Origin of the sequence: Pseudomonas sp. W22_MBD1_FP4 (assembly GCF_052113765.1) — a bacterium.
GTDB lineage: Bacteria > Pseudomonadota > Gammaproteobacteria > Pseudomonadales > Pseudomonadaceae > Aquipseudomonas > Aquipseudomonas sivasensis.
In genome coordinates, this window is record NZ_JBGQOI010000037.1 from 1 (window position 1) to 22,432 (window position 22,432).

General features: G+C 60.2%; 15 protein-coding genes and 1 pseudogene. 13 read left to right on the forward strand and 3 right to left on the reverse strand.

The features are described 5' to 3' along the window. Both ACEN2T_RS28770 and ACEN2T_RS28775 read right to left on the reverse strand, forming a co-directional pair. Nucleotides 1–227 (reverse strand): annotated as a pseudogene (locus tag ACEN2T_RS28770) (ribonucleotide-diphosphate reductase subunit beta); the annotation flags it as partial. Nucleotides 228–802: 575 nt separating this feature from the next. Continuing rightward, nucleotides 803–1,072, reverse strand: coding sequence for a DUF2790 domain-containing protein (locus ACEN2T_RS28775; protein ID WP_032886743.1), 270 nt, complete (start codon nt 1,070–1,072; stop codon nt 803–805). 412 nt (nt 1,073–1,484) lie between these two features. Here ACEN2T_RS28775 and acs point away from each other — a divergent pair, with 412 nt between their 5' ends. From acs to ACEN2T_RS28810, 7 genes are all read left to right on the forward strand, one after another. Beyond that, nucleotides 1,485–3,440 carry an acetate--CoA ligase gene (gene acs, locus ACEN2T_RS28780; RefSeq protein WP_032886744.1) on the forward strand — a complete coding sequence of 652 codons (1,956 nt, stop codon included), beginning with the start codon at nt 1,485–1,487 and terminating at the stop codon, nt 3,438–3,440. Between the two features lie 653 nt (nt 3,441–4,093). Further along, a complete protein-coding gene (locus ACEN2T_RS28785) occupies nt 4,094–4,879 on the forward strand; it encodes an ABC transporter substrate-binding protein (RefSeq protein ID WP_032886745.1) in 786 nt (261 codons plus the stop codon). 91 nt (nt 4,880–4,970) lie between these two features. Further along, the gene (locus tag ACEN2T_RS28790; RefSeq protein WP_032886746.1) at nt 4,971–5,660 is read left to right on the forward strand and encodes an ABC transporter permease; all 690 of its coding nucleotides are present in this window, start codon (nt 4,971–4,973) and stop codon (nt 5,658–5,660) included. Further along, a complete protein-coding gene (locus ACEN2T_RS28795) occupies nt 5,657–6,355 on the forward strand; it encodes an ABC transporter permease (RefSeq protein WP_032886747.1) in 699 nt (232 codons plus the stop codon). The genes ACEN2T_RS28790 and ACEN2T_RS28795 overlap by 4 nt, the downstream gene beginning before the upstream one ends. A 1-nt stretch (nt 6,356) precedes the next feature. Then, nucleotides 6,357–7,469, forward strand: a complete 1,113-nt coding sequence (locus tag ACEN2T_RS28800) for a succinylglutamate desuccinylase/aspartoacylase family protein (protein WP_339484356.1) — start codon at nt 6,357–6,359, stop codon at nt 7,467–7,469. 27 nt (nt 7,470–7,496) lie between these two features. After that, complete coding sequence (locus ACEN2T_RS28805) at nt 7,497–8,261, forward strand: ABC transporter ATP-binding protein (protein WP_032886749.1); 765 nt, start codon at nt 7,497–7,499, stop codon at nt 8,259–8,261. 129 nt (nt 8,262–8,390) lie between these two features. Then, complete coding sequence (locus ACEN2T_RS28810) at nt 8,391–9,371, forward strand: GlxA family transcriptional regulator (protein ID WP_442117927.1); 981 nt, start codon at nt 8,391–8,393, stop codon at nt 9,369–9,371. A 33-nt stretch (nt 9,372–9,404) separates the two neighbouring features. Here the strand turns inward: ACEN2T_RS28810 and ACEN2T_RS28815 are convergent, their stop codons facing one another. Continuing rightward, nucleotides 9,405–15,317, reverse strand: coding sequence for a dermonecrotic toxin domain-containing protein (locus tag ACEN2T_RS28815; protein WP_442117928.1), 5,913 nt, complete (start codon nt 15,315–15,317; stop codon nt 9,405–9,407). Between the two features lie 310 nt (nt 15,318–15,627). Here ACEN2T_RS28815 and ACEN2T_RS28820 point away from each other — a divergent pair, with 310 nt between their 5' ends. From ACEN2T_RS28820 to ACEN2T_RS28845, 6 genes are all read left to right on the forward strand, one after another. After that, on the forward strand, nt 15,628–16,848 hold the full coding sequence (locus tag ACEN2T_RS28820; protein WP_181640579.1) for an aspartate aminotransferase family protein: 1,221 nt from the start codon (nt 15,628–15,630) through the stop codon (nt 16,846–16,848). Nucleotides 16,849–17,044: 196 nt separating this feature from the next. Continuing rightward, nucleotides 17,045–18,064: an arginine/ornithine succinyltransferase subunit alpha gene (aruF, locus tag ACEN2T_RS28825; RefSeq protein WP_032886753.1), complete on the forward strand. Its 1,020-nt coding sequence runs from the start codon at nt 17,045–17,047 to the stop codon at nt 18,062–18,064. A 51-nt stretch (nt 18,065–18,115) separates the two neighbouring features. After that, nucleotides 18,116–19,141, forward strand: a complete 1,026-nt coding sequence (gene astA / locus ACEN2T_RS28830; protein WP_032886754.1) for an arginine N-succinyltransferase — start codon at nt 18,116–18,118, stop codon at nt 19,139–19,141. Then, nucleotides 19,138–20,607 (forward strand): succinylglutamate-semialdehyde dehydrogenase, encoded by a 1,470-nt coding sequence (astD, locus tag ACEN2T_RS28835; RefSeq protein WP_442117930.1) that lies wholly within the window; start codon nt 19,138–19,140, stop codon nt 20,605–20,607. The genes astA and astD overlap by 4 nt, the downstream gene beginning before the upstream one ends. Before the next feature lie 156 nt (nt 20,608–20,763). Next, nucleotides 20,764–22,110 carry an N-succinylarginine dihydrolase gene (gene astB / locus ACEN2T_RS28840; RefSeq protein ID WP_095185702.1) on the forward strand — a complete coding sequence of 449 codons (1,347 nt, stop codon included), beginning with the start codon at nt 20,764–20,766 and terminating at the stop codon, nt 22,108–22,110. A gap of 24 nt (nt 22,111–22,134) precedes the next feature. After that, on the forward strand, nt 22,135–22,425 hold the full coding sequence (locus ACEN2T_RS28845) for a hypothetical protein (RefSeq protein WP_003214319.1): 291 nt from the start codon (nt 22,135–22,137) through the stop codon (nt 22,423–22,425). Nucleotides 22,426–22,432: the final 7 nt, after the last annotated feature.

Sequence of the window (22,432 nt, forward strand, 5' to 3'; positions counted from 1 at the left end):
CCTTCCAGCTCGGCGAGGCCTTCGGCGACGTCGAGTTTGTCCAGGGCAGCCTTGGCGCGCACGATGGCGGCGGAGTCACTGGCGGTGACGGCGCGGGCTTCGATGGCGGCAGCGGCGCCGGCACCGTCGAGGCGGTCCATGTTGGCTTCGGTGGCGTGGCCGGCGTTGGCGCCTTTGGTGGCTACTTCGCCTTCTTCTTCTTTGTCGAATTCGTCCCAGCTCAGCATGACGTGTCGTCTCCTGCGTGAGGGCTCAAAGGTGCCCGTGTGAAACCGGATGGTTGGGTGTTCACACGGCCCTAGGGCCGCGGTGGATCTTAAGGAATCGTTTGTTGCAGCAGCTAGCGCAGGCATTAAACGGAATAGGGTTACGGGTACTCTGCTTGAGGCTTGAGGTGCGCAGCGGTAGGTGCAAGCTCGCGCGGAGGCCTCAGGTCTGGCTCTTCGTCCCAGTGTAAAGGGATATTGCAGGCCCGATTTACCCGCGCATTATAGGGAAAAATTCGGTTTTGTGTTGCGGTGGATGGTCACGGGCGAGGGCCAAAATGGCGTGGTTTTCGGCCAAGGCGTGTGTTTGCGAGGCTTTGCTGGGGTTGGTTTTTTTTGAGGAGCGATGAGCGGCTTTTTGCGGGAGGGGGCAGGGGACGGGACGTAGGGTGTAATAGAGAGGTGCGGCGGTTGACGCTATCGGGAGCAAGCTCCCTCCCACACCTGGACTGCGTGGTGCCTCAAGCCGGTTCTTTGCCGCAAGAACGATTTCTTGCGGCGAATAAGATCCGGGTGTTTTCTAACTGACTAAGTTGTTAGCCGTTAGAGCAACCGTTGCCCATAATCTTGTAATTAAGAATATGGCGTTGACCCTGGGAGTCTTCATATTCCATCTTCGCAGGTACAACTTCACATACATTCGGAACTTCGCTCATGGACAATACTTTGGCAACGTCCAAGTGGGTGCTGTAGGTGTAATCTTCAACAATCGGGGCGTTCTGGCCGGCCAGCTCGGTCGGGGCTTCGTCGGCCAGGGCGGCTGTGGCGCACAAGCTGCTGAGGGCCATAACTACGAGAGCTTTCATTTCTTTACTTACCTTCTTCAGGGCGAAAGGGGTCACGGGGCCCTTGTGAGGCCACGTGTGTAACTTAGGATTGGTTAGTTCGGATTAACGTTGCCTTCGTGGGGGCTGTTACGTTGTTAATCACTGCCGTGTAAACCACGGCGTCGTGTTGACGGAGTTGATTTTAGGCCTGCGGGTTATATTCATATACCCGTGCTTTTGATAAACACTATTGGCGGTTTTTGTAACAATCCCGTGGTAAAGGTTTTTTCACACAGCGCCAGAAGCCTTGCAGCCCTTGGCCCAGAGCCCTGTCAGCCGATACCAGGGCAATGTGTAGGGGCTTGTTACTACCATCGTCGAATGGTTCTATGGGGTCGCCCCGGCTACAACAGGGCATACAAAAACAACTATTGTCACCGAGGTAAGAAAGATGAGTGCGGCTTCCCTGTACCCCGTTCGCCCCGAAGTAGCAGCCAACACGCTGACCGATGAGGCGACCTACAAGGCCATGTACCAGCAGTCGGTGGTCAACCCCGACGGTTTCTGGCGTGAGCAAGCCAAGCGTCTTGACTGGATCAAGCCTTTCACCACGGTGAAGCAGACCTCGTTCGACGATCACCATGTCGACATCAAGTGGTTCGCCGATGGCACCCTGAACGTGTCCTATAACTGCCTGGACCGTCACCTCGCCGAGCGTGGCGACCAGATTGCGATCATCTGGGAGGGCGATGACCCTGCCGAGAGCCGCAACATCACTTACCGCGAGCTGCATGAAGAAGTCTGCAAGTTCGCCAACGCCCTGCGTGGCCAGGACGTGCACCGCGGCGACGTGGTGACTATCTATATGCCGATGATCCCCGAAGCCGTGGTTGCCATGCTGGCGTGTACCCGCATCGGTGCGATTCACTCGGTGGTGTTTGGTGGTTTTTCGCCGGAAGCCCTGGCCGGTCGCATCATCGACTGTAAGTCGAAGGTGGTGATCACTGCCGACGAAGGCATTCGCGCCGGTAAGAAAATTCCGCTCAAGGCGAACGTCGACGACGCACTGACCAACCCGGAAACCAGCAGCATCCAGAAGGTCATCGTGTGTAAACGCACCAATGGCCAGATCAAGTGGAACCAGCATCGCGACATCTGGTACGAAGACCTGATGAAAGTGGCGGGCACCGTATGCGCGCCAAAAGAAATGGGCGCCGAAGAAGCCCTGTTTATCCTCTACACCTCCGGTTCCACCGGTAAGCCTAAAGGCGTGCAGCACACCACCGGCGGCTACCTGCTTTACGCCGGCCTCACCCACGAGCGCGTGTTCGACTATCGCCCGGGCGAAATCTACTGGTGCACTGCCGACGTCGGCTGGGTCACCGGCCACACCTATATTGTCTATGGCCCGCTGTCGAATGGCGCGACCACGGTGTTGTTCGAAGGCGTGCCTAACTACCCGGACATCACTCGGGTGGCGAAGATCGTCGACAAGCACAAGGTCAACATCCTCTACACCGCGCCGACCGCCATTCGCGCAATGATGGCCTCCGGCACCGCAGCCGTTGAAGGTGCTGACGGCAGCAGCCTGCGCCTGCTCGGTTCCGTTGGCGAGCCGATCAACCCGGAAGCGTGGGATTGGTACTACAAGAACGTCGGTCAATCCCGTTGCCCAATTGTCGACACCTGGTGGCAGACCGAGACCGGCGGCAACATGATGAGCCCGCTGCCGGGCGCCCATGCGCTCAAGCCAGGCTCGGCTGCACGGCCGTTCTTCGGTGTGGTGCCGGCGTTGGTGGATAACCTGGGCAACCTGATCGAAGGGGCTGCCGAAGGCAACCTGGTGATCCTCGATTCGTGGCCGGGCCAGGCGCGTACGCTGTTTGGCGATCATGACCGTTTCGTAGATACCTACTTCAAGACCTTCCGTGGCATGTACTTCACCGGTGACGGCGCGCGCCGTGACGAGGACGGTTACTACTGGATCACGGGGCGTGTGGATGACGTGTTGAACGTTTCCGGCCACCGCATGGGCACTGCCGAGATTGAAAGCGCCATGGTTGCCCACCCTAAAGTGGCTGAGGCAGCGGTGGTTGGGGTGCCGCATGACATTAAGGGGCAGGGCATTTATGTGTATGTCACCCTCAAAAATGGCGAAGAGCCAAACGAAGCGCTGCGCCTGGAGCTGAAAAATTGGGTGCGTAAAGAAATCGGGCCGATTGCTTCGCCGGACGTGATCCAGTGGGCGCCGGGCTTGCCGAAGACCCGCTCGGGCAAAATCATGCGCCGTATCCTGCGCAAGATCGCCACGGCTGAGTACGACGGGTTAGGCGATATCTCCACCCTGGCGGATCCAGGTGTAGTGGCGCATTTGATTGAAACCCACAAGACCATGAACGTCGCTTAAGGCGAGGTTGGTTGGACAAAGCCCCATTCGGTGTGAGCCGGGTGGGGCTTTTTTATGTTCGCTTCGAGCCGGTGGGGATCCAGTGTGGGAGGGGGCATGCCCCCGATTGCAGTGGGTCGGTGAATACAGCTGTCAAGGGTCTACCGCCATCGGGAGCAAGCCCCCTCCCACGTTTGGATCTGCGCCACCCGAATAAATATCGGTTTATCGCGTAGGAGGTTTCTGAATGTTACCGGGCGGGGCAAATGTGTAACCCCATGTCCACACATGAGGCAAAGCGCTACGCCCGTGCCCCGAAAAACCCCATTCCAGACACCCCAAGAAATAAGATTAAACGCCAGACTTGCCGTGCCAGAAGGGTTTGCGAATAATAGGCCCGCAATTTGCAGCGTCTACAGGTTTAATGTCTTTTGTCTCTGCATAAAATCCAGGGGCTGTCAATGAGCTGGAACCGCTTTCTCTGTGCTTCTGTAAATTGTTGTCGCATTGAGGAAATATCGGCTTCCGGCCTGTCGTTAGAATGCCGATCACTCGCTCGTCGTCGCCGATGTTGAATTGGTGTCGGACGCAGCACCGCTATTCGGTTTCACCTTCGCCGCATCGTGGGCCATGGCTCATACTGCTGTTTTGCCCTATACCGATGGAGTCCCAAGATGAAGAAACTCGTGCTGTTGGGCGCCCTGGCGCTGTCCGTGCTGTCCATGCAGGCCTTCGCTGAAGGCAAGCCTCTGAAAATTGGTATCGAAGCGGCTTACCCTCCGTTTGCCTCGAAGGCGCCGGATGGCAACATCGTTGGTTTTGACTACGACATCGGCAACGCCCTGTGCGAAGAGATGAAGGTCAAATGTACGTGGGTCGAGCAAGAGTTCGACGGCCTGATCCCTGCGCTCAAAGTGCGCAAGATCGACGCCATCCTGTCGTCCATGTCCATCACTGAAGACCGCAAGAAGTCCGTTGATTTCACTAATCGCTACTACCTGTCCCCAGCACGCCTGGTGATGAAGGAAGGCACCGCTGTCAGCGACAGTCTGGATGAATTGAAAGGCAAGAAGATCGGCGTGCAGCGTGGTTCGATCCACGACCGCTTCGCTCGTGAAGTCCTGGCTCCAAAAGGCGCTGACATCAAGGGTTACAGCACTCAGAACGAAATCTACCTGGATGTGGCCGCTGGCCGCCTCGACGGTACCGTGGCCGACGCCACCCTGCTGGAAGACGGTTTCCTGAAGACCGACGCTGGTAAAGGCTATGCGTTCGTTGGCCCATCCTTCACTGACGCCAAATACTTCGGCGACGGCATAGGCATCGCGGTACGTAAAGGCGACAAGGAAAACCTGGACCGCATCAACGCTGCTATCGCTGCGATCCGTGCCAACGGCAAATACAAAGAAATCGAGAAAAAGTACTTCAACTTCGACATTTACGGCCCAGAAGCCCAGTAAAACGTCGCAGCGGTCTGTCCTAAATGGCGCAAGCAACAGAATTCCTGCGGTTTGCGCCATTTTTTCATCCCCCTTTTCGAGGACCTGAATCATGTTGAAAGGCTACGGGGCCGTCATCCTCGATGGCGCATGGTTGACGCTTCAGCTCGCCTTGTCGTCCATGGCCTTGGCCATTGTTCTGGGTCTGATCGGGGTCGCGTTACGCCTGTCGCCGGTGCGCTGGTTGGCCTGGCTGGGTGACTTGTACTCCACGGTGATCCGCGGGATCCCTGACCTTGTGCTGATCCTGCTGATTTTCTACGGCGGCCAGGACCTGCTCAACCGCGTCGCGCCGATGCTCGGCTACGACGACTATATCGACTTGAACCCTTTGGCCGCCGGTATCGGCACTCTGGGGTTCATCTTTGGCGCCTACCTTTCGGAAACTTTCCGTGGCGCCTTCATGGCCATCCCCAAGGGACAGGCCGAAGCCGGCCTTGCATATGGCATGAGCAGTTTCCAAGTGTTTTTCCGGGTGATGGTGCCGCAGATGATTCGGCTGGCGATCCCTGGTTTCACCAACAACTGGCTGGTACTCACCAAGGCCACCGCGCTGATCTCGGTGGTAGGCCTGCAAGACATGATGTTCAAGGCCAAGCAGGCGGCAGATGCCACCCGCGAGCCTTTTACCTTCTTCCTCGCAGTGGCGGCGATGTACCTGGTGATCACCAGCGTATCGTTGCTGGCGCTGCGCTATCTTGAGAAGCGCTACTCGGTAGGCGTAAGGGCGGCTGATCTATGATCTTCGACTACAACGTCATCTGGGAGGCCATGCCGCTGTACCTTGGCGGCCTGCTGACTACCCTGAAATTGCTCGCCATCTCGCTGTTTTTCGGCCTGCTCGCCGCCTTGCCCCTGGGGTTGATGCGTGTGTCCAAGCAGCCGGTCGTGAACGGTGTGGCCTGGCTCTATACGTACGTGATCCGCGGCACGCCGATGCTGGTGCAACTGTTCCTGATCTACTACGGTCTGGCGCAATTCGAAGCGGTGCGCGAAAGCTTTATGTGGCCCCTGCTGTCCAGCGCCACGTTCTGTGCGTGCCTGGCCTTTGCGATCAACACCAGCGCCTACACCGCCGAGATCATTGCCGGTAGCCTCAAGGCCACGCCTAATGGCGAGATCGAAGCGGCCAAGGCGATGGGCATGTCGCGCTATAAGCTGTATCGCCGCATCCTGCTGCCGTCGGCCTTGCGCCGTGCGCTGCCGCAGTACAGCAACGAAGTGATCATGATGCTCCAGACCACGAGTCTGGCCTCCATCGTCACCCTGATCGACATCACCGGTGCCGCACGCACGGTGAACGCCCAGTTCTACTTGCCGTTCGAAGCCTATATCACCGCTGGCGTGTTCTACCTGTGCCTGACCTTTATCCTGGTGCGCCTGTTCAAGTTGGCCGAGCGCCGCTGGCTGAGCTACCTGGCTCCACGGAAGCACTGATATGGAACGTATCGACCACCTGTTGCCCTGGGGCCACCTGGGCTGCGAGCGCCAACTGAGCGTGTTCCGTTTCGGCAGCGGCGAGCGCAAGGCCTATATCCAGGCCAGCCTGCACGCCGATGAACTGCCCGGCATGCGCGCCGCCTGGGAACTGAAAAAACGCCTGACAGAACTGGAACAGCAAGGCGCCCTTAACGGGGTGATTGAGCTGGTGCCGGTGGCCAATCCGATGGGACTGGGCCAGTTGTTGCAAGGCAGCCACCAGGGGCGTTTCGAAGTAGGCAGTGGCAAGAATTTCAACCGCGATTTCGTCGAGTTGAGCGAACCGGTTGCCGCATTGCTTCAAGGCAAGCTGGGGGATGATCCCCATGCCAATGTGCGCCTGATCCGTCAGGCCATGAGCGATGCGCTCAGCGACTTGCCCGAGCCGAGCAGCCAGTTGCAAGGCATGCAGCGCGTCTTGCTGAGCCACGCGTGCACCGCCGATATCGTCCTCGACCTGCATTGCGACGCCGAAGCCGCGCTGCATATGTACGCGCTGCCCCAGCATTGGCCCCAGTGGCGTTCGCTGTCGGCGCATCTGAATGTGAAGGTGGGCTTGTTGGCGGAGGATTCCGGTGGCAGCTCGTTTGATGAAGCCTGCTCGCTGCCATGGTTGCGTTTGTCCCGGATGTTTCCGGACGCTCAGATCCCGTTGGCGTGCCTCGCGACGACGTTGGAACTGGGCGGTCAAGCCGACACCGGGCGTGATGAAGCAATCTTCCACGCCGAGGGCATCCTCGCATTCCTTGCCGAGCAAGGCCTGATCAACGGCGAATGGCCGGCTGCGCAGCACGAAGCGTGCGAAGGCATGCCGTTTGAAGGCACCGAGTTGCTCTTCGCGCCCCACGCCGGGGTGATCAGTTACCTGCGCAAAGCCGGAGACTGGGTGGACGCCGGCGAACCGATTTTTGAAGTGATTGACCCCCTGCAAGACCGCGTGAGCATTATCTGCGCCGGTACGTCGGGGGTGTTGTTTGCCGTTGAACGGCTACGTTATGCCCAAGCGGGTTTCTGGCTGGCCAAGGTGGCGGGGCGCGACGCGCTGCGACACGGGCGCTTGCTCAACGACTGACCACCTGTTTTTGTGAGAACCGACCGCATGTACAAACTTGAAGTCCAAGACCTGCATAAACGCTATGGCAGTCATGAAGTGCTCAAAGGCGTTTCCCTGGCCGCTGCGGCCGGTGATGTGATCAGCATCATCGGTTCCAGTGGTTCGGGCAAAAGTACTTTTTTGCGCTGCATCAACCTGCTGGAGCAACCCCACGCCGGCAAGATTCTGCTCAATAACGAAGAGCTGAAACTGGTGGCCAACAAGGACGGCGCCCTGAAGGCCGCTGATCCCAAGCAGCTGCAACGCATGCGTTCGCGCCTGTCCATGGTGTTCCAGCATTTCAACCTGTGGTCGCATATGACCGCGCTTGAAAACGTGATGGAAGCCCCGGTGCACGTGTTGGGCATGTCGAAGAAAGATGCCCGTGAAAAGGCCGAGCACTATCTGGCTAAAGTCGGCGTGGGCCATCGTAAGGATGCGTTCCCTGGCCATATGTCCGGGGGCGAGCAGCAGCGTGTGGCGATTGCCCGTGCTTTGGCGATGGAACCTGAGGTGATGCTGTTTGACGAACCGACTTCGGCGCTGGACCCCGAACTGGTCGGCGAAGTGCTCAAGGTGATGCAGGACCTGGCCCTGGAAGGCCGCACCATGGTGGTGGTCACCCACGAAATGGGCTTTGCCCGCGAAGTGTCGAACCAGTTGGTGTTCCTGCACAAAGGGATTGTTGAAGAGCGCGGCAACCCGCGGGAAGTGCTGGTGAACCCGCAGTCCGAGCGGTTGCAGCAGTTCCTGTCCGGCAGCTTGAAATAATTCCTCCCACATGGATCTCTACATTGGGGTTCTACAGTTGGATCTTTATCGTTTTTAAGCTTTGTGTTGGTTTACGGGCTAGCATTGGCCCTTGTCTTCATTACTGTTACAGGCTTCGGATAGCACTCCATGACCGCCCATAAAATTGGTTTCCTGATTTGGCCCAGCACAAAGGCACTCACGCTTGCGCTGGCTGAGGAGGCCTTACGCGTTGCTCAGCGGGTGCATCCGGATGTGGTTTACGAGCTGTCGTTTTTGCTCGCCGAGCCCGCCACCGAAGGCGCCTGGCAATTGCCGGGCGAACCATGGGCCGGCAAGCTCGAAGGCTTTCAGAAACTGTTTCTGCTGGCCGACGAGCCGCCAACCGTTATTGCCTCGCAACTGAGCACGGCCCTCAAGCAATTGGTGCGGGCCGGGTGTGTGATCGGTGGTTTTTCGGCCGGCGTTTACCCGTTGGCCCAACTCGGTCTGCTCGACGGTTATCGCGCCGCCGTGCACTGGCGCTGGCAGGATGACTTCGCCGAACGTTTTCCCAAGGTGATCGCCACCAGCCACCTGTTCGACTGGGACCGTGATCGCCTGAGCGCCTGCGGTGGCATGTCGGTACTCGACTTGCTGCTGGCGGTACTGGCCCGCGACCACGGCGCCGAACTGGCGGGTGCGGTCTCCGAAGAACTGGTGGTGGAACGCATCCGCGAAGGCGGCGAACGCCAGCGGATTCCTCTGCAAAACCGCCTGGGTTCCAGCCATCCTAAGCTGACCCAGGCCGTGTTGCTGATGGAAGCCAATATCGAAGAACCGCTGACCACTGACGAAATTGCCCAGCACGTCTGTGTGTCGCGACGACAACTGGAGCGGATCTTCAAGCAGTACCTCAACCGCGTCCCCAGCCAGTATTACCTGGAGCTGCGTCTGAACAAGGCCCGCCAAATGCTGATGCAAACCAGCAAGTCGATCATCCAGATCGGCCTGTCCTGCGGCTTCTCCTCGGGGCCACACTTCTCCAGCGCCTACCGTAACTTCTTCGGCGCCACCCCGCGTGAAGACCGCAATCAACGGCGCAGCAGCAGCCCGTTCGAGTTGTCATCGGTGCCGTCCGAACGCGGCTGAAACCGGGTTGTCACGAACAGGTACGCGACTGTCTCACTCCTCCATGGGTTCCGGTGTGCCGGGCGGGGTTATGTCCTCCATGTTTTCGTCGTATGTCGCTTCCTCCACGCCCAACTCATAACCCGTCTGCCGGTAATAGGTACGCAAGATCGTCAGGCTTTCGGGAGACAGGGGGTTGCCGCTCACATCCGAGTCATCGTCGAGCGGCAGTGGCATTCCCAGCAGGTCGTCCGGCAAGTGCTCGATCAGGTTGTCGCTCAGGTCTACGGCCCGCAGGCGCGGTAGGCTGAAGATCCCCGTGGGTATGTCGCGCAGCCTGCAGTTGTGCAGGTACACCATCGTCAGTCGCGTCATGTTGCGCAGGTCCGGCGTTTGGGTGAGGGTGTTGTCGCTCAGATCCAGGTAAGTGAGCTCCGTCAGGCGTGACAGTTGCTCGATGCTGTTCGGCGTCAGGCGGATCTGGTTATTGCTGAGCTTGAGCAGGCGCAATTGCTTGAGTTCGAACACCCGGTCGGGAATCCGCTGCAGGGCGTGCTGCTCCACTGTCAGCGCAGTCAGGTTTGGGAACGCCTGCAGGAATTCGCCTACGCGAACATGGCGCTTGTCGCCCGTCAGTTCCATCAGCGTCACATGTTCCAGGCGCGCATTCAGGGCTGGCAGATCTCCGGAAAGCTGGCCGTTGAAGATCAGCTTGTGAGTGTTTCGGGCGGGCCATTCGTTTTCATCCAGATCGGTTTCTCTGCGCCAGCAGCGCAGTATCAATTCCTTGAATGCCAGGCGACGCACCTGCTCCTCGGCGCGGGCATTTTCGATCAGCAGGGGGTTGGCCAGTTGGTCCATGGCGGGGACGTTGAGTACCCATTCCTCCAGGTCGCTGTCGAGCCGCTCGTATTCGGCACTCAGGCGGCTGATTTGCGCGTCGGCTTCCTCCAGTTCGCCGGGTAGCTCAAAAAAGATGCGCTTGGTATCTCGCTCCGTGAGGCTGGGGTAGAGCGCGTTGATGCGCTGCAATTGTGCATCGGGAATGCTGGCATTCCAGTGTTCGCCCTTGGCTTGGCAATAGCGCTTGATCGCGTGCAAGGTCGAGGGCGACAACGGGTTGGCCGACAGGTCGAATGCGTTGCTGGCCGCCCGCGGCAGTTCGAAGGCCTCTTCAGGCAGCTCGCGCAAAGCGTTCTGGCTCAAGTCCACGCGGGCACGCAATACCGCCGGCTGAATCAGCGAGCGGGGCAGTTCGCTCAAGCCAGTGTTACGCAGTGACAGGCTGACCAGATTGGGCAGCTGGTTGAAATCCGGCAGTCGCGCCAGCGGGTTGTTATCGAGGTTCAGGTGCTTGAGTTCAAGCATGCCCTGCAAGGCTTGCTGCGCGGATGGCGACAATTGCAGCGTGCAGCGGTCCAGCACCAGGTACGACAGGTTTGGCAGGTGGCCGAGTCGCGGCAGTTCACTCAGTGCATAGTTTTCGATATGCAGCGCAGTCAGCGCCGGGAAACTGCGCAGGAACGCATCCAGACCCAACGGTGAGCCCAAGCCCTTTAAGGCGAGCACGGACACATGATTGAACGAGGTGCGCAGGGCGGGCAAATCGCCGCTCACCGGGAGGAAAAGGCTGAATTCGTAGCTGAGCATCGGCAGCCCGAAGTTGACATCGCCCGAGGTGATATCGCGTCGCCAGCCTGCCTCAAGGGCAACGATGAATCGGTGGCGCAGGGCCTGTTCCTCGGCGGTGACGCTGCTGTCGTTGGCCCAGCCAAGGCAATCCTGACGAATAGTGGGAAATTCGTTCTCCAGCCGACTCATCTCGACGCGACCGGCTGCCAGGTCCCCTGGCAGGCCAAAAATGAAGCGGTTGATTTGGTCACCGTTGAACGAGGGGAACAGTCTTTTGGCCTGCTCCGCGTCGACCCTGGCCGGGATCGCTTCCAAGTAGTGTTGGGTACGCTGGAAGTAGGCTTTGACGCGCTCCAGTGTCGGCTCGGACAACGGGTTGTTGGACAGGTCGAAATGCCGAGTGATGTCGACGGGCAAATCGAACAGGGCGGCAGGCAACTCGCTGATCCTGTTATTGGACAGCATCGCCAGCGTCAGGTGGCTGCGACTCAGCAATCCTTCGGGCAGTTGCTCGATGTCGGTGTTGGCCAGGTCCAGGTATTGCAGCTGCGGCATCTGTTCCACATTGGGAGTCAGCGTCAGGGGGTTGTTGTACAGGTCAAGGGTCAACAGGCGCGTCATGTTGTTGATGACCGCATGGCTTTGCTCGGTGAGGCGGATGTTGCAGCTGCTCAGGATCAATTCGTTGAGCGTGTTCATCGAGGCCAGGCTGGGCGGCAGTTCGTCCACGGCAAGATTGCGGATGTTCAGCCGACGCAAGCTTGGAAAAAGCTGCAGGAATCCGTCGATTTCCATGCGTTGGTGCGCACCCTGCAATTCCAGGTGAGAGACATGTTCGAAGCGTGCACTCAGGGTGGGCAACTCACCCAGCAGGGGGGCTGACAGTCGCAGGATATGACCGTTGATGGCTGGCGGCTCATAGAAGTTATCGAGCTCGGTTTCCTGGCGCCAGGCTCGCCGTAGTTGGTGGGCAAACAAATTGCGGTCGCGCCGCAGGTATTCATATTGGAGCGCGCTCAGCGTAGCGCCGGTTGTGGGGTGTACACGGGGTGTCTGGGATTCCCAGACCACCAGGTTCAGGTCCAGTTGGATGTATTCGTTGCGCAACCGGGTTAAGGCCAGTTGTGCTCCGCCGGGGGTATTTTGCAGGGCGGCGATCATGTCGCGGATTCTTGCGCGCGACAGTTGCGGGCGCAGCGTCTGCAGCTGTTGTTCGAGCGAGGGGCCGCGGCTGGGTCCCGGCACCTCGGGAATGGCTGGCGGGTAACCGTCCATGCCGCCGCGCAAACGCATGACATTGGGGTCGTAGCTGGGTTTGTTGTGCGGGTCGCTCTTTAATATGTCGCGCAAGGTAGGGCGATCCACCGGGGCATCGCCGATCGCCTGCTTGAGGCGTGGGCCCTGGCCGATATGAAGTTGCAGCGCATTGCGTGCACTGTCAGGCAGGGCCTGCAGGACGGCGGTGAAGAAATCGGTGCTGCCAAACAGTGCGGTCTGGCCGTTCTCGGGGATGAATTGGCCGTCCGGTGTGGCCACCAGCGTACGTTTGGTCGGCGCGTAAGTAGGCCCGATGGCGTCGAGCAACTCGCCGTCAGCGCGGTATTGGCGCAGTTCCAGACGAATCCACTCGGGCCAGCCATTGAGGTTTTCCAGCGAATGCAGCGCCAGCCGGCAAGTGTCCGGATTTTCCACAGCGTCCAGATACAGGCCTTCATAGGCGCGTGTGGTGCGCACTTCATGCAACGACCATTCGGCCAGTTCGGTCAGGCGCGTCGGTACGTTGCCAGCGTCGATCGACTTGAGCTCCTCGCCACTGGCACCGGCCAGTAACTCCTCGGCAACCGGTGTCGGCAGGCCGGGGCGCGAGGCACTGTCGATGAGTTTTTGCACACGTGGGTCGCTTGTGCGGTCCTGGCCGCGGTAGCGTGAGTCGAACAGTGAGAAGCGCTTGTCCTGGGCAATACGCGCAAGTTTCTTGCGCAAAGCGGCTGCGCGGGTGCGGCTGGAGGCGGGAGGCAGGCCGAATTCTTCTTCCAGTAGTTCCTTGCGCTCCGGCTCATTCAGGCTGTCGATCAGGGTGGGCAGCAGGTCGCCGTTGCGCAATTGCTCCTCAAGTACCTGCACAGTGCTGGCCCCGGATTCTCCGAGGAACTCCCACAGGGTGTTGCCGCTGGCATCCACCACCCGCAAGGTCTTGCCGGAGGGCCACAGGCCATAGCTGATCAGCAACTGCAATTGGGTCTGCGGATCGGCCTTGGCGTAGATCGCCGGGTCGTCGCTGTTCATCTGTGTCACAAACTCCTGCAACTGCTGGTCGATCTTGAAGCGCTTGAGGGTGTCGGCCAGTAGCGGTGGTGGCGGCTGCTGGGTGCTGTGCGTTTTGCGCAACGTGTTGTCATGGGTAGCGCTGCTGTCGCGGACCTGCGCTAATTGCGCGTCGCTCAATGAATCGGTCTGGTAACCGAGGCGGCGCATCAGCGTAGTGCTATCCCAGCTCAAGGGGTTTTCCAGCTCGGTGACCCAGGCGCCCTGTCCGTTGGTCATCACGGCCGGACGGTAAGCCGAAGGTCGCGTGGGGTGCTGGATGAAATAGCGGCCGGCGTCTTTCTGCACGTGATAGCGCTCGCCATTGAGGCTAAGGATGTTTTTGTCTGCGTGCAGGTGCAGGCCTTGCGCGTCCGGGCGTGCCTCGGCGGGCAGTGTCACGTCCTGGCGATAGGGGCTGAGGTCGGGTCGCCACAGACGGCGCTGACTGTTGGGCCGCTTGACCGGTTGCAAGCGCTCGATGAAAGCCAGCAGCTGCGCGGGCAATGCTTCGCGCACCAGTCCTTCGATGATGGGCAATCCGGTGGCGAACAGGCCCAGTTGGACCATCTGCTCCAGCAGGCCCAAAGCATGGCCCAGGGCTTCATGTCGCAGGCCCTCAGCCCAGTCGATGATGCCTTCGAAGGCCTCGTCGAGCACCTGATAGGCGGTATACGCCAGCATCAGTGCGCCCAGCGGCGGCACGAACGGCAGTGCCACGAAGGCAACGATCTGCAGCAGGGTATCGCCGATTTTCTTCAGGAATTCCCAGCGTTCCCAACGTGCGTTCTGGTCGACCTTGGCGGTGGAGACCGCGCGGCTCTGCGCGTCTGCCAGCAGCTTGCTCAGGTGCATCTGGAATAGATGCGCGAAGAGGTCACCGTTGATCCTGAGGCTGCGAAATTGCAGCTGGGGGCTCTGGGTCGGGGTGTCACGCCAACTGGGCAGTGGATCGCCCTGTTTATGCGCATGCCAGGTGACTTGGTTGAGGCGTTGATTGAGGTTGGCGAAGAACACCGCAGCGTCTTCATGGCGGACAAAACGGCTGAAGAACCCTTGAAAGTCCTTCGAGCGCAGCCGGGCGACCAGGCTCTGCATGAACGCGGTACTACTGGGGTAGTGTTTGATCGGGTGTTGCGGATCGTCGGGGATATAGGCGATCAGCGGGGCTGTATCGCGACTGTTCTCCAGATCCGGAGCGAACAGCACCACGCCAGTGAGGTGACAATCCATGATGAATAAATCATGGGCCATCAGCGGTGGGCAGCCGTTGTGCGTGGCGTCGCTGTTTTCGATCAGATTGAGTACCGCGGTGTGGCTGGCGGCGGGCAGCTCGTCCTTGAGCAAGGCCATGTACAGAGCGAATTTCAGCGCGCTCAAGTGGCTTTGTTTGAGCCAGTGCTCCAGGGCGTTGCGCGCCACGGGGTTGCCCAGGTCGAGGTACTCGTCCAGGTAGCGTTGGTATTGGCCGCCGATGTCCAGGCGCCGGCAGAGTTGGGTGAATTGCGCGATGCTGATCTTCGCGTCGAGGTCGGGCAGGGGGCTGAACTGCCCTGTGGCCGTGGGTTGCGTGCTGAAGCCCGAGTGCTGCGCGTAGGTCTCGTCGGCTTCGAAGTTGTGCAGCGCCGCTTCCAGCAGTGAGACCGACCAGGTTCTGGCCGCGCCCTGCTTGACGGTAAAACCGACGACGGTCAACGGGACGTACAGTTGCAGGTAGGTGGTGCGCACATCAGTGTCGATGCCGAACTCGTCCTTGAGTGCCGCGTGCAGGCGTTCGGCGCCGAACTGCTCCGGGCTTTTCAGTGCCGCCAGAGCCTTGTCCACGAGGTTCTGCGCGGTCCAGGCGGCGGCGTTGAGTTCTTTGAGCTGTGCATGTTGCGACTCGGTTGCACGGGTATACCAGTCGGCAATCAACGGCGTGCAGGCTTTCAACGCCACGCGCTTGGCGGCACTGGCCGTGCCCAACCAAGGAGGGATAGCGTCGCGGAGTATGTCGAGGTGTGGTGTTTGGGTTTCAGGATGCTGCGCCATGGGCCGTTCCTTGATGGCTTTTGAAGAGGCTCAGCAAAACAGCGCGGGCTTGTCGTTGGGCGGTAGACAGTTAGCGCAGCGCGCTGGGGCTGATTTGCGAAGATCCTGTCATCCCCTGCCCACGAGGCCTGCGCACGGTTTAAACTGCGCCTTTGCGACGCTATTTGTCGCATTGGCGTAAACCCGCTGAAAACGCGGGTTGGCGCTATAAGAAGTTGTCGCTTGGCGGCAAGGCCGCTCTGAAAACTGTCCTTACAATCCCTGCATCGCCCGCCAGTTCCAGGCAGGCGTTCCTCTTCAGGAGACTCCGATGTCCGTTGAGCAAGCCCCGGTGCAACGTGCCGATTTCGACCAGGTCATGGTTCCCAACTACGCACCTGCCGCATTCATCCCCGTGCGTGGCGCAGGCTCCCGTGTGTGGGACCAGGCGGGTCGCGAGCTGATCGACTTTGCCGGCGGCATCGCGGTCAACGTGTTGGGCCACGCCCACCCGGCGCTGGTCGGTGCGTTGACCGAACAGGCCAACAAGCTGTGGCATGTCTCCAACGTGTTCACCAATGAGCCGGCCCTGCGCCTGGCCCATAAGCTGATCGACGCCACCTTTGCCGAGCGCGTGTTCTTCTGTAACTCCGGCGCCGAAGCCAACGAGGCCGCGTTCAAGCTGGCCCGTCGCGTGGCGTTCGACCGTTTCGGTACCGAGAAGTACGAGATCATTGCCGCGCTGAACAGCTTCCACGGCCGTACCTTGTTCACCGTCAACGTTGGTGGTCAGTCGAAGTATTCCGATGGCTTCGGTCCTAAAATCACCGGCATCACCCACGTTCCTTATAACGACTTGGCTGCGCTGAAAGCCGCCGTGTCGGAAAAGACCTGCGCCGTGGTGCTCGAACCGATCCAGGGCGAAGGCGGCGTACTGCCGGCCGAGTTGGCTTACCTGCAAGGCGCCCGCGAACTGTGCGACGCCAACAATGCGCTGCTGGTGTTCGACGAAGTGCAGACTGGCATGGGCCGTAGCGGCCACCTGTTTGCCTACCAGCACTACGGTGTGACGCCGGACATCCTCACCAGCGCCAAGAGCCTGGGCGGCGGTTTCCCGATCGCGGCGATGCTCACCCGCGAAGACCTGGCCAAGCACCTGGTGGTCGGCACCCACGGCACCACTTACGGCGGTAACCCGCTGGCGTGTGCGGTGGCCGAAGCGGTCATCGACGTGATCAACACCCCTGAGGTGCTGGCCGGCGTCAACGCCAAACACAACCAGTTCAAGGCGCGCCTGGAACAGATCGGCAAGCAGTACGGCATCTTCACCGAAGTGCGTGGCATGGGCCTGCTGATCGGTTGCGTATTGAGCGATGCGTTTAAAGGCAAGGCCAAGGACGTGTTCAACGCGGCCGAGAAAGAAAACCTGATGATCCTGCAAGCCGGTCCGGACGTGGTGCGTTTCGCGCCGAGCCTGGTGGTGGAAGAAGCGGACATCAACGAAGGCCTGGATCGCTTCGAACGTGCAGTAAAAACCCTGACACAAGCCTGATAACTACACCTTCTGCCGGCCGGACTGGGTCAAAAATGTGGGAGGGGGCTTGCCCCCGATAGCAGTCTTTCAGTTGATACATCCGGTGACTGATACACCGCTATCGGGGGCAAGCCCCCTCCCACATTGGAATATGGTTGTTCCAGCTATGTCCGGTAATTTTCCCCTATGAGTTTTAGAGTTAAGGAGTGACACCATGCTGGTGATGCGCCCCGCGCAAATGGCTGATCTGGGCGAGGTACAGCGTCTGGCTGCGGACAGCCCGATTGGTGTCACCTCCTTGCCGGATGATGTGGAACGCCTCAGCGACAAGATCGCCGCCAGCGAAGCGTCCTTCGCGGCCGAGGTAAGTTTCAACGGTGAAGAAAGCTATTTCTTCGTGCTCGAAGACACCGAGACCGGCAAGCTCGCCGGTTGCTCGGCCATCGTCGCGTCGGCCGGCTACTCGGAGCCTTTCTACAGTTTTCGTAACGAGACCTTCGTGCACGCCTCGCGCGAGCTGAAGATCCACAACAAGATCCACGTGCTTTCCCAGTGCCACGACCTCACCGGCAACAGCCTGCTCACCAGTTTCTACGTGGTGCCCGAGCTGGTCGGTTCGCCGTGGTCGGAACTCAATTCCCGTGGCCGCCTGCTGTTCGTCGCCAGCCACCCCGAGCGCTTTGCCGACTCGGTGGTGACCGAGATTGTCGGCTACAGCGACGAGAACGGTGATTCGCCGTTCTGGGATGCCATCGGCCGTAACTTCTTCGACCTCAACTACGCCGCCGCCGAGCGTCTGTGCGGGCTGAAAAGCCGTACGTTCCTCGCCGAGCTGATGCCGCACTACCCAATCTACGTACCGCTGTTGCCGGACGAAGCCCAGGAAGCCATGGGCCAGGTGCACCCGCGTGCGCAGATTACCTTCGACATCCTGATGCGCGAGGGCTTCGAGACCGACCATTACATCGACATCTTCGATGGCGGCCCCACGCTGCATGCGCGGGTTTCGGGGATTCGCTCTATTGCCCAGAGCCGCGTGGTTCCGGTGAAAATCGGCGAGATGGTCAAGGGTGTCGGCCGCCAATACCTCGTGAGCAACGCGCAGTTGCAGGATTACCGTGCGGTGATGCTGGAGCTGGACTACGCGCCCGGCAAACCGGTGACCCTGGACTTGGCAACTGCCGAAGCCCTGGGCGTTGGCGAAGGCGCGAGTGTGCGCTTGGTAGCGGTATAAAGACTGAGTTTCGCGGGTGGCTGACAACAGCGGCCCGTCTGAGGAGATAGCATGATCGTTCGTCCCGTACGCAGCAGCGATTTACCGGCCCTGATTGATCTGGCGCGCAGCACCGGCACCGGCCTCACGACCTTGCCGGCCAACGAAGAGCGCCTGACCCATCGGGTTGGCTGGGCGGAAAAAACCTTTCGCGGCGACGCCGGGCGTGGCGATGCGGACTACCTGTTCGTGCTTGAAAACGACGAAGGCCGCGTGGTGGGGATTTCCGCCATCGCTGGCGCCGTTGGCCTGCGTGAGCCTTGGTATAACTTCCGGGTGGGCCTGACCGTCAGCGCCTCCCAGGAACTGAACATTTACCGCGAGATTCCGACGCTGTTCCTGGCCAACGACCTCACCGGCAATTCCGAGTTGTGCTCGTTGTTCCTGCACGCCGACTACCGCAACGGCCTCAACGGCCGCATGTTGGCCAAGGCGCGCATGTTGTTTATCGCTGAGTTTCCGCAGTTGTTCGGCAACAAGATCATTGCCGAGATGCGCGGTGTGTCTAACGATGCCGGGCGTTCGCCGTTCTGGGAAAGCCTGGGGCGTCACTTCTTCAAGATGGAATTCAGCCAGGCCGACTACCTCACCGGCGTGGGCAACAAGGCGTTTATCGCCGAGCTGATGCCGAAGTTTCCGTTGTACAGCTGTTTCCTGTCGGAAGACGCGCGCAACGTGATCGGCAAGGTCCATCCGGACACCGAACCCGCGCTGAGCATGCTCAAGAGCGAAGGCTTCAGCTACCAGGGCTATGTCGATATCTTCGACGCCGGCCCGGCAGTGGAGTGTGAGACCAGCAAAATCCGTGCGGTGCGCGACAGCCAGTCGCTGGTGCTGGCCATCGGCACGCCGGGGGACGACGCCACGCCTTTCCTGATCCATAACCGCAAGCGCGAAGAGTGCCGCATCACCGCCGCACCGGCCCGCCTGGCGGCAGGCACGCTGGTGGTCGATCCGCAGACCGCCAAACGCCTGCAACTGGTGGTGGGTGATCAAGTGCGCGCTGTACCGTTGTCTGCTGCTCGGGAGTCGAAATAATGAATTCGCTGTATATCGCAGGTAGCTGGCTGTCTGGCCAGGGTGAGTTGTTTGAATCACGCAACCCGGTGACTCAAGACGTGCTGTGGGCCGGCAACGGCGCCACTGCCGAGCAGGTCGAGTCCGCTGTGCAGGCCGCGCGCCAGGCGTTCCCGGCCTGGGCCAGGCGTTCGCTGGAAGAGCGCATCAGCGTGCTGGAAACCTTCGCTGCGACCCTTAAACGTCGCGCCGATGAAATCGCCCGCTGCATCGGTGAGGAAACCGGCAAGCCGTTGTGGGAATCGGCCACTGAAGTCACCAGCATGGCCAACAAAATTGCGATCTCGGTGCAAAGCTACCGGGAGCGTACTGGCGAGAAGAGCGGCCCCCTGGGTGACGCAACCGCCGTGTTGCGCCACAAGCCCCACGGTGTGGTGGCGGTGTTTGGCCCTTACAACTTCCCTGGTCATTTGCCCAACGGGCATATCGTCCCGGCCTTGTTGGCGGGTAACACCGTGCTGTTCAAGCCGAGCGAGTTGACCCCCAAAGTCGCCGAGCTGACCGTGCAGTGCTGGATCGAAGCCGGTCTGCCGGCGGGTGTGTTGAACCTGCTGCAAGGGGCGCGGGAAACCGGTATCGCGTTGGCGGCCAACCCAGGCATCGACGGTTTGTTCTTTACCGGTTCGAGCCGTACCGGCAATCACCTGCACCAGCAGTTCTCCGGACGCCCGGACAAAATCCTGGCCCTGGAAATGGGCGGCAACAACCCGCTGGTGGTGGACGAAGTGGCCGATGTGGATGCGGCGGTCTACACCATTATCCAGTCGGCGTTTATCTCTGCCGGCCAACGTTGTACCTGCGCCCGTCGCCTGCTGGTGCCGGAAGGCGCCTGGGGCGATGCATTGCTGGCGCGGCTGGTGGCGGTGAGTGCGACGATTGAAGTCGGTGCGTTCGACCAGCAACCGGCGCCGTTCATGGGCTCGGTGATTTCCCTTGGCGCTGCGAAAGCGCTGATGGATGCCCAAGAGCTGATGCTGGCAAATGGCGCTGTCGCGCTGCTGGAAATGACCCAGCCGCAGGATCAGGCCGCGTTGCTGACCCCAGGCATCATCGACGTGACCGGCGTGACCGAGCGCGAAGACGAAGAACTGTTCGGCCCGCTGTTGCAGGTGATCCGCTACGCTGATTTTGAGGCGGCGATTGCCGAGGCCAACAACACCCAGTACGGCCTGGCCGCCGGTTTGTTGTCGGACTCCGAGGCGCGTTACCAGCAATTTTGGCTGGAAAGCCGCGCCGGGATCGTCAACTGGAACAAACAACTGACCGGCGCTGCGAGTACCGCACCGTTCGGTGGGGTGGGGGCGTCGGGCAACCATCGCGCCAGTGCGTATTACGCGGCGGATTATTGTGCGTACCCGGTGGCGTCGCTTGAAACGCCAAGCCTGGTGGTGCCGGCCACGCTAACCCCCGGCATTACGCTGATCTAAATGTGAGAGGGGGCTTGCTCCCGATGGCGGTGTGTCAGTTGATGAATCAGGTGACTGATCCACAGCCATCGGGGGCAAGCCCCCTCCCACAGGGGTTCAGTGGTGTATTCAAGTAATTCGATGCCTATAAAAACAGATGTTCGTGGAGCCTCGCCGATGAAATCCTATGAAGTCAATTTTGACGGTCTAGTGGGGCCGACCCATAACTACGGCGGTTTGTCCTTCGGCAACGTCGCGTCCCAGAGCAACAGCCAGCAGCATTCCAACCCCAAGGAAGCAGCGTTGCAGGGCCTGCAAAAAATGAAAGCCCTGATGGACATGGGCTTTGTGCAAGGCGTACTCGCGCCCCAAGAGCGCCCGGACGTGGCCGCCTTGCGCAGCCTTGGCTTCAGCGGGACCGATGCCCAGGTGATCCAGCAGGCGGCCAAGCAGGCCATGCCGTTGTTGGTCGCCAGTTGCTCTGCGTCGAGCATGTGGGTGGCCAACGCCGCCACGGTCAGCCCGAGCGCCGACACGGCGGATGGTCGCGTGCATTTCACCGCCGCCAACCTCAACTGCAAGTACCACCGCAGCATTGAACACCCGACCACCAGCCGCGTGCTGGGCGCGATGTTTGCTGACCAGAAACACTTTGCCCATCACGCCGCATTGCCGGCGGTGGCGCAGTTCGGCGACGAAGGCGCGGCCAACCACACGCGTTTTTGCCGTGAATATGGCGAGGCCGGGGTAGAGTTTTTTGTGTTCGGCCGCAGCGCGTTCGATCCCCGTTACCCGGCCCCCCAGAAATACCCGGCACGCCAAACGCTCGAAGCCTCCCAGGCCGTCGCCCGTCTGCACGGTTTGAAAGACGACGGCGTGGTCTACGCCCAGCAGAACCCGGCCGTGATTGATGCGGGTGTGTTCCACAACGACGTGATCGCGGTGGGCAACGGCGAAGTGCTGTTCTATCACGAGGATGCGTTCCTCAATACCGAACAGATGCTCGCCGAACTGCAAGGAAAGTTGGGCAAAGTGGGCGGCAACTTCCAGTCGGTGTGCGTGCCGCGCGCCCAGGTCAGCGTCGAGGACGCAGTGCGTTCCTACCTGTTCAACAGCCAGTTGCTGACCCGACCTGACGGCTCGATGCTGTTGATCGTGCCAGAAGAGTGCCGCGCCAATGAGCGCGTGTGGCATTACCTGCAAGGCCTGACCGCTGCGGGTGGGCTGATCCGCGAAGTGAAGGTCTTCGACCTCAAGCAGAGCATGCAGAACGGCGGCGGCCCGGCGTGCCTGCGCTTGCGCGTGGCGCTGAACGAAACGGAACTGGCGGCGGTGAATCCAGGGGTTATCATGACCGCGCCGTTGTACGACACGCTGACCCAATGGGTCGACAAACACTACCGCGACAGCCTGCGTGAAACCGACCTGGCTGACCCGCAGTTGCTGCTTGAGTGTCGGACGGCACTGGATGAACTGACGCAAATCCTTAAACTGGGCTCGGTTTATCCTTTCCAGATCAATTAACGCCGCACGGCTGAGAACTATTTTATGACCACCGACACCCTGAAGCTGATCCTTGAAGACACCGACGGCACCCAGCTGGAAACCTCCTGCACCCGCGTCGCCGTGGTCTGGCAGGGCAAGGAAATCTGGATCCAGCACGACGGCCGTGGCCAACTGCTGATCGGTGTGGACGTCGAAGAAGGCGATGCCGAATACGCCAACCTGCTGATGCGCCCACTGGCCACCAACCTGATGAGCCTGCAGCTGGAAATGGAACCGGCCGACGTTGAAGGTGATGACGACGATCACGTCCACGGCCCAGGCTGCAACCACTAAGGAAGCT